The 15,608-nt window shown below is 60.1% G+C and carries 12 protein-coding genes and 1 riboswitch; of the genes, 11 read left to right on the top strand and 1 reads right to left on the bottom strand.

Going from position 1 to position 15,608, the window contains the following annotated elements:
• Positions 1-462: 462 nt before the first annotated feature.
• From GC1_RS19325 to GC1_RS19280, 10 genes are all read left to right on the top strand, one after another.
• The gene (locus tag GC1_RS19325) at positions 463-1,482 is read left to right on the top strand and encodes a putative 2-aminoethylphosphonate ABC transporter substrate-binding protein (RefSeq protein WP_019297883.1); all 1,020 of its coding nucleotides are present in this window, start codon (positions 463-465) and stop codon (positions 1,480-1,482) included.
• Positions 1,483-1,619: 137 nt separating this feature from the next.
• Complete coding sequence (locus tag GC1_RS19320; protein ID WP_019297882.1) at positions 1,620-2,726, top strand: putative 2-aminoethylphosphonate ABC transporter ATP-binding protein; 1,107 nt, start codon at positions 1,620-1,622, stop codon at positions 2,724-2,726.
• A gap of 4 nt (positions 2,727-2,730) precedes the next feature.
• Positions 2,731-4,746, top strand: coding sequence for a putative 2-aminoethylphosphonate ABC transporter permease subunit (locus GC1_RS19315; protein WP_019297881.1), 2,016 nt, complete (start codon positions 2,731-2,733; stop codon positions 4,744-4,746).
• 195 nt (positions 4,747-4,941) lie between these two features.
• The gene (locus GC1_RS19310; protein ID WP_019297880.1) at positions 4,942-6,840 is read left to right on the top strand and encodes a methyl-accepting chemotaxis protein; all 1,899 of its coding nucleotides are present in this window, start codon (positions 4,942-4,944) and stop codon (positions 6,838-6,840) included.
• Between the two features lie 27 nt (positions 6,841-6,867).
• Positions 6,868-7,722 carry a CheR family methyltransferase gene (locus GC1_RS19305; protein WP_019297879.1) on the top strand — a complete coding sequence of 285 codons (855 nt, stop codon included), beginning with the start codon at positions 6,868-6,870 and terminating at the stop codon, positions 7,720-7,722.
• Positions 7,713-8,204: a chemotaxis protein CheD gene (locus GC1_RS19300; RefSeq protein ID WP_019297878.1), complete on the top strand. Its 492-nt coding sequence runs from the start codon at positions 7,713-7,715 to the stop codon at positions 8,202-8,204. The genes GC1_RS19305 and GC1_RS19300 overlap by 10 nt, the downstream gene beginning before the upstream one ends.
• On the top strand, positions 8,201-9,814 hold the full coding sequence (locus tag GC1_RS19295; RefSeq protein ID WP_019297877.1) for a chemotaxis protein CheW: 1,614 nt from the start codon (positions 8,201-8,203) through the stop codon (positions 9,812-9,814). Before GC1_RS19300 ends, GC1_RS19295 begins: the two co-directional genes overlap by 4 nt.
• A gap of 138 nt (positions 9,815-9,952) precedes the next feature.
• Positions 9,953-10,145: riboswitch (cobalamin riboswitch) on the top strand.
• A 139-nt stretch (positions 10,146-10,284) separates the two neighbouring features.
• Entirely contained in the window at positions 10,285-11,295 is a 1,011-nt protein-coding gene (locus tag GC1_RS19290) for an ABC transporter substrate-binding protein (protein WP_019297876.1), read from the top strand.
• Positions 11,292-12,341, top strand: coding sequence for a FecCD family ABC transporter permease (locus GC1_RS19285; RefSeq protein WP_019297875.1), 1,050 nt, complete (start codon positions 11,292-11,294; stop codon positions 12,339-12,341). The genes GC1_RS19290 and GC1_RS19285 overlap by 4 nt, the downstream gene beginning before the upstream one ends.
• Positions 12,338-13,099, top strand: a complete 762-nt coding sequence (locus GC1_RS19280; protein WP_019297874.1) for an ABC transporter ATP-binding protein — start codon at positions 12,338-12,340, stop codon at positions 13,097-13,099. The genes GC1_RS19285 and GC1_RS19280 overlap by 4 nt, the downstream gene beginning before the upstream one ends.
• A 38-nt stretch (positions 13,100-13,137) precedes the next feature.
• Here GC1_RS19280 and GC1_RS19275 read toward each other — a convergent pair whose 3' ends face one another.
• Complete coding sequence (locus GC1_RS19275; protein ID WP_019297873.1) at positions 13,138-14,022, bottom strand: LysR family transcriptional regulator; 885 nt, start codon at positions 14,020-14,022, stop codon at positions 13,138-13,140.
• Positions 14,023-14,126: 104 nt separating this feature from the next.
• Here GC1_RS19275 and GC1_RS19270 point away from each other — a divergent pair, with 104 nt between their 5' ends.
• The gene (locus GC1_RS19270) at positions 14,127-15,572 is read left to right on the top strand and encodes an aldehyde dehydrogenase family protein (RefSeq protein ID WP_029204986.1); all 1,446 of its coding nucleotides are present in this window, start codon (positions 14,127-14,129) and stop codon (positions 15,570-15,572) included.
• Positions 15,573-15,608: the final 36 nt, after the last annotated feature.

Genomic DNA, 15,608 nt, shown 5'->3' with positions numbered 1-15,608 from the left:
GAGTCTCTTTGTAGCCTCTGGCAGTTCTGCGCGGGGCTGTTGTTGGACTCTTGGAACTCCCTAGCCAGTCCCGGCGAAAGCGTTGAGCCATTCAGGGTCCTGCAGTGCCGTGTTGGATTCTGTTGACACAATTGAAGTTATGCAACAGTTTTCCTCTTGGGGATCCTGAAACACACAAAACCCCACAAATTGGACTGTTGTTCAATGATTCAGGCTGAAGGTCAAAAGGGCTTGGAAACTGGCTGGCGATGATCGGTACCAGTTATGACATCCGGACTCTTGACTGAGCCTGATGAGGTTGGAAGCAACAGTTAGGTATATAGGTTCTGGTTATGATGTGATGGGTATTACCAATTTTTATTGATGGTAAAACCTGTCAAACTGCCAGTCACAGGAAAAGGTAAGACCAACAGCCCCGTTAGAGGGCGATAACGAACAAGAACAAGCCAACAGAGGAAGTCCATGAAACAGAAAGCGTCATTTATTACCGCATTTGCCTTCACCATAGCGGCAGCGAGCGCGTCAATTGCCGAAACGGAGCTGACCGTCTACACCGCAGTCGAGGCAGAAGATCTCGCGCGGTACGCAGAAACCTTCAACCAGAGCCATCCGGACATCAAGATCAACTGGGTGCGGGACTCCACCGGGATCATCACGGCCAAGCTGCTGGCCGAGCGCGACAATCCCCAGGCGGATGTGGTCTGGGGGCTGGCCGCAACTTCTCTGCTGCTTCTGAAGTCGGAAGGGATGCTGGAAGCCTATGCGCCTACCGGAGTCGATCAGCTGGATTCGAAGTTCGTTGATGGCGACAACCCGCCCAGCTGGGTCGGCATGGACGCCTGGGTGGCGTCTGTCTGCTACAACACGGTTGAGGCTGAGAAACTTGGCCTGACGCCGCCGTCGTCCTGGAAGGATCTGACCGATCCGCAGTATGCCGGCCATGTTATCATGCCGAACCCCAATTCCTCCGGCACCGGCTTCCTGGATGTGTCCAGCTGGCTGCAGATGTTCGGTGAGGAAGAGGGCTGGAAGTTCATGGATGCGCTGCATGAAAACATTGCGCGCTATACCCATTCCGGTTCCAAACCCTGCAAGCTGGCGGCGGCTGGCGAGATCCCGATCGGCATTTCCTTCGCCTTCCGTGGTGCCAAGTCCAAGGCCGCAGGCGCACCGCTGGAGATCATTGTTCCCTCCGAGGGCGTCGGCTGGGACATGGAGGCAACTGCGATTGTGGCAGGCACCGCAAATCTGGAAGCGGCGCAGACACTGGTCGATTTCACGGTCACCAAGGAAGCCAACGAAATGTACAACACCGGCTATGCGGTTGTCGCTTACCCGGGCGTCGCCAAGCCGGTTGAGCATTTCCCGGAAGGGCTGCTGGACGCGATGATCGACAATGATTTCGAGTTCGCGGCCAACAACCGCGCTGCGATCCTCAAGGAATGGCAGGCCCGCTACGACGGCAAGTCGGAAGCGAAATAAGCCTGCAGGGGCGGAGGGTTGGCCTTCCGCCCCTCTGCCTTCCTGAACTTCACTGCCTCATGCCCTGAGCCATGCCGCCCGTTGACAACAGACAGGGTGCCGCGTTGGCATATGCAAGGACCAACGATGTGCTTCAAATGACCCCGCCAAAAGAAACCTACCTGAGCATCCGCGACCTCTGGAAAGCCTTCGGCAGCTTCATCGCGCTGAAAGACATCTCCCTGGACGTGACGGAGGGTGAATTCATCTGCTTCCTCGGTCCCTCCGGCTGCGGCAAGACCACCCTGCTGCGCGCAATTGCGGGTCTGGATCTGCAATCTAAGGGCACCGTGACCCAGGGCAATCAGGACGTGTCCAACCTGCCGCCGTCTGAGCGGGATTTCGGTATCGTGTTCCAGTCCTATGCGCTGTTTCCGAACCTCACCATTGAGAAGAACATTGCCTTCGGCTTGGAAAACGCAGGCCGCAGCAACCAGGAAGTCAATGCGCGCGTCGCTGAACTGCTGGAACTGGTCGGCCTACCGGACCAGGGCCGCAAGTACCCGGCCCAGCTGTCCGGCGGCCAGCAGCAGAGGATCGCCTTGGCACGCGCCATCGCAACTAATCCAGGCCTGCTGCTGCTGGATGAACCGCTGTCGGCGCTGGATGCCAAAGTGCGCGTCCACCTGCGCCACGAGATCAAGGAACTGCAGCGCAAGCTGGGTGTGACCACCATCATGGTGACCCATGACCAGGAAGAGGCGCTGGCGATGGCCGACCGCATCGTGGTGATGAACCACGGGGTGATCGAGCAGGTCGGCTCTCCCACTGAAATCTACCGAGAGCCGGCCAATCTGTTCGTTGCCGACTTTATCGGCGAGATGAACCAGATCAGTTCCTCGGTTGCCAAAGGGGGGCGTCTGGCGGTGGGGGAAAAGACTTTTGCCTGCCTGCCGCATGAATTTGCCGACGGCACCCCGGTCATTGCCGCCATCCGGCCCGAGGATGTTATTCCACATGAGGCCGGGTATCTGGAAAGCAGCGGCAACCGAAACTGTATCGACGTTCAACTGGCGGAAATGGAATTCCTCGGCTCCTTTTGGCGCTGCCGCCTGACCAATGAACGCTTCGGCGGCAAGGAACTGATTGCCGATTTCTCCATCAATGCCGTGCGGCGTCTGGATCTGGAGGCCGGCTGCCAGATGGAAATCGAACTGCCCGACAACCGCCTGATGGCATTTGCGCAAGACGGGCAGGGGGCGTGAGCAGATGACTGATACCACGCAATCCGTCATGCCGGCAGGCCCGGTGATCAAGGGCAAGCTCAGCCGCGACGATATCATCATGCGTGGCAGCATGATCATCATCGCGCTTTACCTGGTCGTGTCGCTGGTCTTTCCGCTCTATGCAATGCTGTCGAAATCCTTTTCCACGTACCGGGTAGAGCTGTCGCAATATGAATTCCAGATCAGCGATGAGGCGGGCCAGTTCGATGGCAGCGTCCTGACCGGTGCAGACCTGAACGCCCGCACTGCCACCTTTGCCGATGAAGATCTTTCCACGGGCGCCGACGGGCGGCTGCCGGTCACCGGTTTCTTCCCGGACTTCAGCTTCCGCAGCCCGGTGATGTACCAGATCCGCAATACCTCTGATACCGGCCGTTTCCTGATCGGTTCCAACCTGCAAACCGGCACTGAGTGGGTCACGCTCGACTCCAACACCTTCCGCCGGGTGCAGCTGCGGCCGGTGAAGGCACAAGGCATAGACAACTTCGTCTCCTACTTCTCGACGCCTGCGCTGTTCAACTCGATCAAGAATTCTCTGTGGATTGCGGTGCTCAGCACGGTTGTCACCGTTTCGCTTGCCTTCTGGTTCGCCTACGCGCTGAACCGCAGCTGCATGAAGTACAAGGGTTTGTTCCGCCTCATTGCCATGGCGCCGATCCTGGTACCGTCGCTGCTTCCGGGTATCGCGCTGGTCTACCTTTTCGGCAATCAGGGCATGATCAAGGAACTCTTATTCGGCGCCAGTATTTACGGCCCCATAGGCATTGTGATCGGCTCGGTTTTCTTCACCTTCCCGCATGCCTTCATCATCATCTCGACTGCGCTGGCCATTTCGGACGCCCGCCTTTACGAGGCCGCCGCCAGCCTCCGCTCCACCCCTTGGCGCACCTTCTGGACGGTCACTGTGCCCGGCGCGCGCTATGGCCTGATTTCGGCAGCCTTTGTGGTCTTCAATCTGGTGATCACCGACTTTGGCCTGCCCAAGGTGATCGGCGGCCAGTTCAACGTGCTGGCGGTGGACATTTATAAGCAGGTGATCGGCCAGCAGAACTTTGAAATGGGCGCGGTGGTCTCCGTGGTGCTGGTGATCCCGGCAATCCTTGCCTTTGCCATCGACCGCATGGTGCAGTCCAAGCAGGTGGCGCTGCTGTCGGCGCGCTCGGTCCCGTATGAGCCGCAGCCGAACAAGAAGATGGACCGGATCTTCTTTGCCTATTGCTCGCTCATCGGCCTGTTCATCGCCGGCCTGCTGGCGGTCTGCCAGTTTGCCGCGCTGATCAAGTTCTGGCCCTACGATCTCAGCTTCAGCCTGAACAACTACCAGTTCGATAAGATGGACGGCGGCGGCTGGGGCTCTTATGTGAACTCCATCAAGCTGGCGCTGATGACAGCTGTGGCCGGTACCGCGGTGGTGTTCTTTGGTGCCTATCTGGTGGAAAAATCCAAGGGCTTCCGCACCGGGCGCGCCATCTTCCAGATGTTTGCGATGCTGCCGATGGCCATTCCAGGGATGGTTCTGGGGCTGGCCTACATCTTCTTTTTCAACAACCCGTCCAATCCGCTCAATGCGATCTACGGCACTATGGCGATCCTGGTCGTCTGCACCGTCACCCACTTCTATACGGTGTCGCATCTGACGGCGGTTACCGCTCTCAAGCAGATGGACCGGGAGTTTGAATCCGTTGCCGCCTCGCTCAAGCAGCCCACGATGAAGCTGTTTGCCCGCGTCACGGTGCCGGTCTGCCTGCCTGCGGTGCTGGACATCTCGATCTACCTGTTTGTCAACGCGATGACGACGGTGTCGGCGGTGGTGTTTCTCTACTCACCCAAGACCACGCTGGCCTCGATTGCGGTGCTGAACATGGATGACGCAGGCGACATCGCCCCGGCAGCGGCCATGGGGATGATGATCTTCTACACCAACGCGCTGGCGCGGATCATCCACCTGCTGGCATCACGGGGAATCCTGAGAAAGACCCAGGCCTGGCGCAGCCGCTGACCGCTGTTTTCGCCAGGAAGCCCAATGGGGGCCGGTGCAGCCAGAAGGCGCTGCGCCGACCTTCGGTTAATTCCATGAGTTGTATTTTAGAGATAAAGCGGGAGTTAAATGCAGCCCTAAGGTGCATTGGTATCGTGTTGTTAATAGCTGTTCCCCAATTTGGCCTGGAAACGTTTTTATGAGTGAGGCGAAACTATGGGTGCGAACGAAACGGCAGCAGCTTCAGAGGTTGATCAGGCCAGAGAGGACCTTCAGGGCGTTGTGGACGCCATCAACCGTGTCCAGGCCGTTATCGAATTTGAGTTGGATGGCACGATCCTAACGGCGAACGAAAATTTCTTGGCAGCGGTTGGTTACACGCTGGAGGAGATTCAGGGCAAGCACCATCGCATGTTCTGCGACCCCGCCTATGCGGCATCCGATGAATACCGGGATTTCTGGCTGCAGCTTGCGATGGGCGAATTTTCGTCCGGTGAGTACAAGCGCTTTGGCAAGAACGGTGCCGAGGTATGGATCAATGCCTCATACAACCCGGTCTTCGATGCCGCTGGCAAGCCTAGCAAAGTGGTCAAGTTTGCCACCAATGTCACCGACGAGAAGCTTCGCACGGCTGAGCAGGACGGCAAGATCGCTGCCATCAGCCGGGCTCAGGCGGTTATCGAATTCAAGCTGGATGGCACGATCCTGACCGCCAACGAGAATTTCCTGGCAACCGTGGGCTACTCGCTCGATGAAATCCGCGGTCAGCATCACCGGATGTTCTGTGATCCCGCCTACGTCAGTTCGGCAGAGTACCAGACATTCTGGTCAGATCTCGCGTCCGGCGAGTTTTCGGCTGGAGAATACAAGCGCTTTGGCAAAGGCGGCAAAGAAATCTGGATCAATGCTTCCTACAATCCGATCTTCAACGCCGAAGGCAAGCCGGTCAAAGTGGTGAAATTTGCCACCAATGTCACCGAAGAAAAGCTTCGCACCGCAGAGCAGGACGGTAAGATGGATGCCATCAGCCGGGCGCAGGCCATGATCGAGTTTGAACTGGACGGCACGATCCTGACCGCCAACCAGAATTTCCTGGCAACCGTGGGCTATTCGCTCGACGAAATCCGCGGCCAGCACCACCGGATGTTCTGCGATCCGGAGTACACAAGCTCCCCTGAATACCAGAAGTTCTGGGCGGATCTGGCCTCCGGCGAGTTTTCCGCAGGCGAATACAAACGCTTTGGCAAGGGCGGCAAGGAGGTTTGGATCAACGCCTCCTACAACCCGGTGTTCAATGCCGATGGCAAGCCTTTCAAGGTGGTGAAATTTGCCACCAACATCACAGCCGAAAAACAGGTCGCGCAGGAGGTGACCCGGATAGCGACCCGGTTTGCCGAACAGTCCAAGGAAATTTCTGATCAGGCCCACACGGTCGCCGGCGGCGCCCAGACACTGGGCTGCACCACAGAGGAAATCAGCGCCTCTGTGGAGGAGTTGAGTGCCTCGATCGACTCGATTGCGCAGAACAGCAGTCACTCCGACGAGATCGCCCAGAAAACCAAGGAAGAAGCCGATCTGGGGGCAAAGGCGATTGAACGGTCGATCGAAGCCATGGATCTGATCAACGCGTCCTCCGAGGAAATCAGCGAGATCGTCAAGACGATCAGCGAAATTGCCGGGCAGACCAACCTGCTGGCCTTCAATGCCGCAATCGAGGCCGCGCGGGCGGGCGAACACGGCCTGGGGTTCTCGGTGGTAGCTGACGAGGTGCGCAAGCTGGCAGAGCGGTCGTCGCAATCTGCCAAGGAAATCAGCAAGCTGATCAATGAAACGGTGAAACGGGTGACCCAGGGCAGCGAGGTCTCTCGGGAGGCCGGTGCCGCCTTCACCAAGATCCTTACCGGAATCTCTGACACCACCGATTCCATCGCCCAGATATCCGTGGCCGCCAATGAGCAGCAGACTGCAGCGCGGGACGTCTCCGAAGCTATCCAAAGCATTGTGGACGCGTCCGAAGAGGCCGTCATCGCCTCGGATTCCATCGCAGCTGCAACAGAGGAGCTGAACGCCGGAGCACAGGAGCTGAAAACAGAAGTCGGCCGGCTCGGCTGCTGATTGAGTGCACCGGCGAAAGGACAGGGCATGAGAAAACCTGACACCGACATCACCATGAGCGATGGAGACTTTGCAAAACTCCGCACCATCGTTCACAGGAGTACCGGAATAACCATCGGCGAGACCCGCAAGACAATGCTGGTCAGCCGCCTGCGGCGGCGGCTGCGCGAAGTCGAAGAACCGAGCTTCGCATCTTATATCTCCCGGCTCGCCGCCGACCCTGCGGAGATGCAGGAACTGACAAACCGGGTGACCACCAACGAGACTTACTTTTACCGCACGCCGCGGGTCTGGGATTATTTCCAGGACGTCTTCCTGCCGGAGTTTCAGGCACGGGGGGAGAACCTCAGGATGCGGGCCTGGTCGGCTGCGGCATCGACGGGGGAGGAGGCTCATACCATCGGCACAATTCTGGAGCAGCAGCGGCTGCAGAAACCGGGCTTCGACTATTCCGTGCTGGGCACCGATGTGTCCTCCCGGGTCTTGGAAGTGGCGCAAACCGGCGTTTACAATGGCCGCGCGATCGCCCGCTTCCGCCGCGACCAGCCTGCACTGTTTGCCAGCCACATGAAGGGCAGCGATGCAGAAGGCTACAAGGCTGTGCCGCAGATCCGGGCCCGCCTGAAGTTCAAGCTGCATAACCTGCTGGAAAGGCTTGGCAGCACCAGTCCGTTTGACGTGGTGTTCCTGCGCAACGTGCTGATCTATTTCACTGGCGAAGACCAGGAGAAGATCCTTCAGAATGTGCGGGACTTGATCAAGCCGGATGGCGTCCTGTTCATTGGAGAAAGCGAGACGCTGAACAATCTCCGTACCGGCTTTGAACAAGTGGCGCCGATCATCTACCGGCCCTCTGCCAGGGTAGGCAGCCCATGTGCGTAAATGACATCCAGAAAATCCACGTGCAGATCGGCCAGGTGAAAACCGGCCGGGCCGGGCAGTCGCTGAATGCGATCCTCGGCTCCTGCATCGGCTTGGGGCTGCTGTACCCGGCCAAGGGGATTTATGGGCTGGCACATTGCCTGCTTGCCAAGTCCCCGGACAGCTCTGATGCAATATGCGGCAGGCATGTGGACCAGGCTGTTAGATCGCTGCAGTCCCTGATGGAGGTGTCGGGCAAGGAGCTGCGCAAACTCCAGGCGATTGTCGTTGGCGGTGCCAACATGACGATGCCGGCAGATACGGATCCTGCGCGTCTTGTCGGCAGCATCAACGCCCGCTCTGCCTACCGGTCGCTGCGGGACGCCGGCGTCCGCAACATCCACGAGGATGTCGGCGGCATGCAGGGGCGGCAGGTGACCATCGATTGCAGCAGCGGCGAATTCACAGTCAAAGCGATTCCGCGCCTGGGGGGACAATCATGAAACCGGAGACTTCAAACCCGCTGATCCTTGGCGCGCAATCTTCGGCTAGCGATCTGGCAGGCTGCCCAGCGGTTGGAGTTGGGGACAGCAGTGTTCCTCAGAAAGAACCGACCCAGCCGCACAATGTGCGGGCAAAGCGGGGGAAGCCGGACAAATACGGTTCATTCCTGATCGACGACAGCGAGTTTGCAATCTCCGTCTCGGCGCTCCAGGAGATCGTGAATGAACCGGATGAGATTTCACCTGTGCCGCTTGCGCCGTCCTACATGCTGGGGCTTTTCAACCTAAGGGGCATGATTGTTCCGGTGATCGATTTGCGCAGCCTGCTTGAGTTTCCGGCTATTGAGCGCGCGCTATCGCGCAAGGTTGCAATTGTCGAACATGGCGAACACTGCATTGGCCTTCTTTTCGACAGAACGGGTGAAGTCTTGAACGGAAAAGGCGTGGCGCGGGTCGATTTCCGCCCTAATGGCGACGGCATCAAGGATGTTGTTATCGACGGGGTTTTGAAATTCAATGACGGCGAAAGGCTGGTTCAGGTCCTAGACCCGCACGAACTGCTGAACCTGGAAAAACTGCCGCGGGCTGACAACGGCCCCGGACAGGAAACGGTCAAACTCAGCAGAGGCAAAAAGCTCGCCTGCGTTTCGTTTCAAACCGGCCACACGACCTGCGCCATTGACCTGAGGTTTGTAAAGGAGGTCAGAACCGTTCCCAAGCTGGAACAGTCGCTGCTGGCGGGTGGCAATGTGATCGGCACTGCAAATCTGCGCGGCGTTATTCTGCCCGTCATAGATTTCCGCGGCTTCATGGGAGATAGTGCAAAATTTGTGCTTGGGGCCACGATCCCCAAGGAGCGCAGAATGCTGATCATCGACACCGCAGAAGGGCCGGTCGGGCTCATGGTCTTTTCCATCGACAGCATCCTGCCCTATTTCGAGGATGAAGTTTTGCCCTTTGCCAAACTGGCCCTGCCGCGCGGTGATCTTGTGAACGGGTGTCTGCTGGATAAGAACAACCAAATTGTCATGATGCTTGATCCGGCAAAGCTCTTGCAGGAGCCAAGTTTTGTGGCTGCGGCCAAAGCCTGCCAGGAGATTTTTCCACCCGAGAAATCGGAAGAAGAGGCCGCTGAACTGGAAGCCCGCGCGGCAAGGCGCACATTTATCAAGTTCACTTTCGAGAAACGGTTCGCCCTCGACACTTCTGAAGTCAGCGAAGTGATCAACCGTCCTTTGGACCTGCTCGAACCGCCGTTTTCACTGAGCTTCGTCGAAGGCATCCTGAATTTGCGGGGAGAGCTTATCACCCTTTTCAATCCACGGGTGCTGTATGGGCTGCCGCCCGGGTCCGGCCGCGATCAGAAAGTGCTGATTTTCAAGCATGACGCGCAAAAGTTTGGAATCCTCGTGGACACTGTCGATGAAATAATCATCACGACGGAGAACCGCGTGGCTGAACTGAAGCCCTTGGACCAGCAGAATACCTCCAAGAGCATTGCTGAGGATGTATCCGGGTGCCTGCAGCACAAAACGCCAGACGGCAGGTTCGAGTCGATTTTGATCCTGGATACGAACGCATTGGTGGACCGGTGCTTCAAGGCGGCCTAGAGCGCTCTGCGCCTTCGGATTCTGCAATTAACTGCCGCGGGTCCTGGGTCGATGCCTGCACGGAGCGTGGAGTTGCATGACTAGACCCGAAGAATTCTGCTGACCGACGAAGTTTTTCTTGCCGCAAGAGAAGTGATGCGCTACCCGCGCTTTACCGGTCCCGTAAGGGCTAAGAGGGAATCCGCGGTGCCGCCTGGCGCCAAACGGAACTGCCCCCGCAACTGTAGGCGGCGAGTGCTGTCCCATCGTGTCACTGGGCCTGAAGGGTCCGGGAAGACGGGACAGACAGTGACCCGCCAGTCAGGAGACCTGCCGGTGAAAACCGAAACACACCGGACGGGGTTGTCCGGGGAGGTTGCCGGCTAGATGCGTCGCCCGTTCCTGGCGCCGCAAGAAGGGGAAACCCTCCGCCTTGCTGGTCAATGCCCTTCACCCGTTCTCCGGTCATTGACACATGGAGATCGAAGATCATGTTTCTGCGTTCCGGCCTCATGGGCCTTTCATTCGTTGCGGCAGCTCAGGCCGCAGCAGCCAGCGAAAACTTTCCGCTGACTATTCAAAACTGCGGTGAAACCGTCACTTTCGAGGCACCGGTTGCGTCCTCCGTGACCGTTGGCCAAGCCGCAACAGAGGTACTTTATGCGCTGGGTCTGGGTGGCAAGGTGCTGGGCACCTCGGTCTGGTTCAACGATGTTCTGCCCGAGTACGCCGCACTGAACGACAAGGTTGAGCGCCTGGCCGACAATGACCCAAGCTTTGAAAGCGTTGTGGCCAAGCGCCCGGGCCTGGTGGCTGCCCAGTATGAGTGGCATATCGGCCCCGAAGGCATCGTCGCCAAGCGCGAGCAGTTTCATGATCTTGGTATCCCGACCTATGTGATGCCCGCGGACTGCGTCGGCAAGGACAACACCACCGGCGGCGACGGCACCCGGACCGAGATGTTCACCACCGACAGCCTCTATCAGGGCATTGAGGAATTGGCGGCGATCTTCGGCGAGGCAGAAAAAGGCGCTGAGCTGGTCGCCGACTACAAGGCTCGTGAGGCCGCGGCTGTGGCCAAGGCGCAAGAGGTTGCGCTGGACGACGCCTCAGCTGTGTTCTGGTTCTCCTCGCCCGAGATGGAAAGCGACCCGTTCGTGGCCGGCCAGAAGGGCGCACCGGGCTACATGATGCAGCAGCTGGGCCTGAAAAATGTCATTGAGACCGACGAGGAATGGCCGACCGTCGGCTGGGAGACCATCGCGAAAGCCAACCCGACGGTGATCGTGATTGCCCGTATGGACCGCCGCCGCTTTGCCGCTGATGACTACGAGAAGAAGCTGGAGTTCCTGCGCAATGACCCGGTCGCCAGCCAGATGGATGCGGTTAAAAACAACCGCATCGTGGTGATGGACGCCCAGGCGATGGACGCCACCATCCGCGCCATCCCGGCGCTGGAAGACCTGGCGGAAGAACTCAGCGCGATCGGCAACGGCGCATGAGTGCAGCCGCCGTACTGGCCTGGCAGGGCATCCGGGGCGCTTGCCTTGCCCTGCCGGTGCTGGCCGCGGCGGTTCTGGCAGGCGCAATGATCGGGGAAACCTCGCTTGCGCCTGACCTTGTCTTGTCCGTTTTGGCCAACAAGCTGGCCGGGGCGGGCCTGCCGGTGGACCCGGTGGATCAGGGCATCATCTGGAGCTACCGGCTGCCGCGGGCGCTGGTGGCTGCAGCCTGCGGGGCGGCGCTTGCGGTTGCGGGTGTAGTGCTGCAGGCCTTGCTGCGCAACGCGCTGGCGGACCCTTACATTCTGGGCATATCGGCCGGTGCCTCGACCGGGGCGGTGGCGGTCACCATTGCAGGTCTTGGCGGCGGTGCCCTGTCACTGTCCTTTGGTGCCTTTAACGGCGCGCTGCTGGCGTTTGGCTTTGTCGCCATTCTGGCGCGGGCCGCCGGGGCAGGGGGCAACCGCGCCGCAGCGGCGCAGATCGTGTTAGCGGGCATTGCCGGCTCGCAGCTATTCAATGCGCTGACCGCTTTCATTATCGCCAAATCCGCCAATGCGGATCAGGCCCGCGGCATCATGTTCTGGCTGATGGGCAACCTCAGCGGCGTGCGCTGGCCGGATGTGTGGCTGGCGGTGCCGCTGGCGCTGGCGGGCTGGATGATCTGCCGCTTTCATGCCCGTGCTCTGGACGCCTTCACCTTTGGCAGCGATTCCGCCGCTTCGCTTGGCATCCCGGTCCGGCGGGTGCAGGTGGTTCTGATTTTTGCCACCGCGCTGATGACCGCGGTGATGGTGTCGATCGTCGGCTCCATCGGCTTTGTCGGCCTGGTGATCCCGCATGCGGCACGGTTCCTGGTAGGCCCCGGCCACCGCAGGCTGATGCCAGCAGCGGCGCTGACTGGCGCCGTGTTCCTGATCGCCGCCGATATCGTATCCCGCATCATCATCCCCGGCCAGGTGCTTCCCATCGGGGTGGTCACCGCCCTGATCGGGGCGCCGTCCTTTGCGGTGATCCTGGTGCGCGGGCAAAGGACTGCGAGATGAGGATCGAAGCCCGCAACCTGTCTTTCTCAGTGCGCGGCAAAACTCTGCTGCAGGACGTCTCGCTGGCGGTGCAGCCGGGTGAGACGCTGGCGCTGGTGGGCCCGAACGGCTCCGGCAAATCAACCCTGATGCGGCTGCTGTCGGGCCTGGCCAAACCCTCGCATGGCGAAGTGCTGCTGGAGGACCAACCGCTGGCCCGGCTGACCCGCCGGGAGATCGCCCAGCGGATCGCCATTGTCGAACAGCAGGCCGACACGGCTGAGCGCATCACCGCACAGTCCGTCGTCGAGCTGGGCCGCACCCCCTGGCTGTCGGCGCTGAAACCCTGGAGCAGCGAAGACACCCAGCTGGTGGACAAGGCGCTGCATACGGTGGAAATGGAGGGCTTCGCGCGCCGCGAATGGGCCACTTTGTCCGGCGGCGAACGGCAACGGCTGCACATTGCCCGCGCCCTTGCGCAACGGCCGGGGCTTCTGCTGCTGGATGAGCCGACAAACCATCTGGACATCCACCACCAGCTGTCCATCCTGAACTGCATCCGGAACCTGCAGGTGACAACCGTGGTGGCCCTGCATGACCTGAACCAGGCCCTGACTTGCGACCGTGTGGCGGTGCTGTCACACGGGCGCCTGGTGGCCTGCGGCGCACCCAGCCAGGCATTGGCTCCGGAAACCGTATCTGAGATTTTCGGCATCCAAGCACGCTGGGTCCAGGATGCCGAGGGCGCGGGTCCCTTTCTGTCCTTCCAATTGGCCTGAGACATCAGGGGGACTGGCGCCCAGCCATGCCGGATTTTTCAGCTTAGCTCGCCGGAAAGGTCGCAGGACTGAATGAAGGCGCAGCACTCCTCTGTCAATGCGGAAAAGCGGGACCGTTCGCGCTGGTACAAGTAAACCTCCCGCTTGTCGGGAAGATCGGCAATCGGGCGGAAGGCAGTGGCCTCCGGCATGAACCGGGCAACTGTCTGTGGCAGAACCGTGACCCATTTTCCGGTCCGGACCATGGTGATGAGCGAATGGGTGTTGTGGATCGTCACGTCGGCATTACTGCTGGCCTCCACGAAGCGCTCGTTACGGATCAGGCTGCATAGGGCGTTGCGGACAAAGGATGCACCGATCACATCAGCAATGGTAGGGGCAGCCTCCTGCTGGTACAGCGGATGATCGGTGGAACAGACCAAGCCAAAGCGGTCCTCGAACAGAGGCACGGCCCTGACGCCATTCAGCGGATGATAGCCGGAGGCGATGCCGATATCGGCCTTTCCCTCCGCCAGTGCATCCAGCACCTCCTGGGTGTCGGTGTCGCGCAGTTCCACCTTGAGGCCCGGATGCCGTGCCGTCATGTGCTCCAGCACTGCCGGGAAAACCAGTGCCGCAACCGATGGAACCGACACGATCTGCAACAGGCCGTGGGCTGCTTCTGCCGCCAATTCGATGCTTTGCACGGTTTGGTCGAAACGCCGGACCTGCTGCTGGGCCAGTTCAAAAACCTGCGCGCCCAAAGGCGATAGCTGGTTTTTGCGCTCGCCCTCGAACAGCCGTTTGCCCAGATGCTCCTCCATCTGCTTCAGCGTCATTGAAACGGCGGATTGGGTCCGGCCCAGCCGGTTGGCGGCCTCGGACAAGTTGCCGGTCTGGGCCACAGTGCAGAAGGCGCGCAGCATTTCGATTTTCAATGCCATGCTTCAAAAATCCTGAAGTTCTTTACAGTTTATTGAGTTTGACTGATGCTGTTGGTGGAGTCCATCCTGCTGCAAACCTGAAATTCAGCATCTGGGGCTTCTCCGTGACCAAACTGAACCTGATTGCCGGCGAATGGCTGGCGGGCGAAAGCGAAATCGAAAACCGCAACCCTTCGGATCTGAGCGATCTGGTCGGCATGTTTGCCCAGGCCAGCTCCGATCAGCTGGAAGCGACCCTGGATCAGGCGCAGATCGCCCAAGCCGAATGGGCCGCCTACGGCCTGGAGCGCAAGCAGGCGGTGCTGATGAACATCGGCAATGAGCTGATGGCCCGCGCCGAGGAACTGGGCACGCTGCTGAGCCGCGAAGAAGGCAAGCCGCTGGCCGAGGGCAAGGGCGAGGTTTACCGCGCCGGCCAGTTCTTCACCTATTACGCCGCCGAATGCCTGCGCCAGATCGGTGAAAACGCCGACTCAGTTCGCCCCGACATCGAAGTGGACGTGCGCCGCGAGGCCGTGGGCGTGGTGGCAATCATCTCCCCCTGGAACTTCCCGACCGCAACCGCGTCTTGGAAAATCGCGCCGGCGCTCTGCTACGGCAACGCAGTGGTGTGGAAACCCGCGAACATCACCCCGGCGTCCGCCGTGGCCCTGACCGAGATCATCGAGCGTCAGGACATCCCCAAGGGCCTGTTCTCGCTGGTGATGGGCTCCGGCCGTTCGATCGGCCAGCGTCTGGTCGAAAGCCCCAAGGTGAACGCCATTTCCTTCACCGGCTCGGTGCCGGTGGGCAAGGGCATCGCTGCTGCCGCGATCCAGAACCTGACCAAGGTGCAGATGGAGATGGGCTCCAAAAACGCGCTGGCCGTGATGGACGACGCCGACCTGGACCTGGCCGTCACCCTGGCGCTGGGCGGCGCCTTTGGTGGCACCGGCCAGAAATGCACCGCTTCCTCCCGGCTCGTGGTCCACGCAGCCGTGCACGACGCCTTTGTTGAAAAACTGGTGGCGGGTGCGCAGGCGATGAAAGTGGGCCACGCGCTGGAAGCGGGCGTGCAGATGGGCCCGGTGGTCAGCGAGCAGCAGCTGAACGAGAACCTGGCCTATGCCGACCTTGGCAAATCCGAAGGTGCGGAGCTGGCATGCGGCGGCCAGCGCCTGGAGATGCCGCACGAGGGTTTCTACATGTCGCCGGGCGTGTTCCTGAACACCACCAACGACATGCGCATCAACCGCGAGGAAATGTTCGCGCCGCTGACCAGCGTTATCAAGGTCGGCAGTTATGACGAGGCGCTGTCGGTGGTGAACGACACCAATTTCGGCCTGACCTCCGGCATCGTCACCCAGTCGCTGGCCCGCGCCACCCATTTCCGCCGCAACGCGCGCACCGGTGTGGTGACCGTCAACCTTCCGACCGCAGGCACCGACTACCACGTCCCGTTCGGCGGCCGTGGCGACAGCTCTTATGGCCCGCGCGAGCAGGGCAAGGCGGCGGCGGAATTCTACACCACCGTTAAGACCGCCTACATCAGCGCCGGCAAGCCGGTCTGAGACTGAAATCCTGGCCGCGCCGAAGACCGGCCTGCC

Source organism: Leisingera sp. ANG1, from assembly GCF_000203975.2.
GTDB lineage: Bacteria > Pseudomonadota > Alphaproteobacteria > Rhodobacterales > Rhodobacteraceae > Leisingera.
This window is presented reverse-complemented; position numbering and strand designations above follow the sequence as displayed.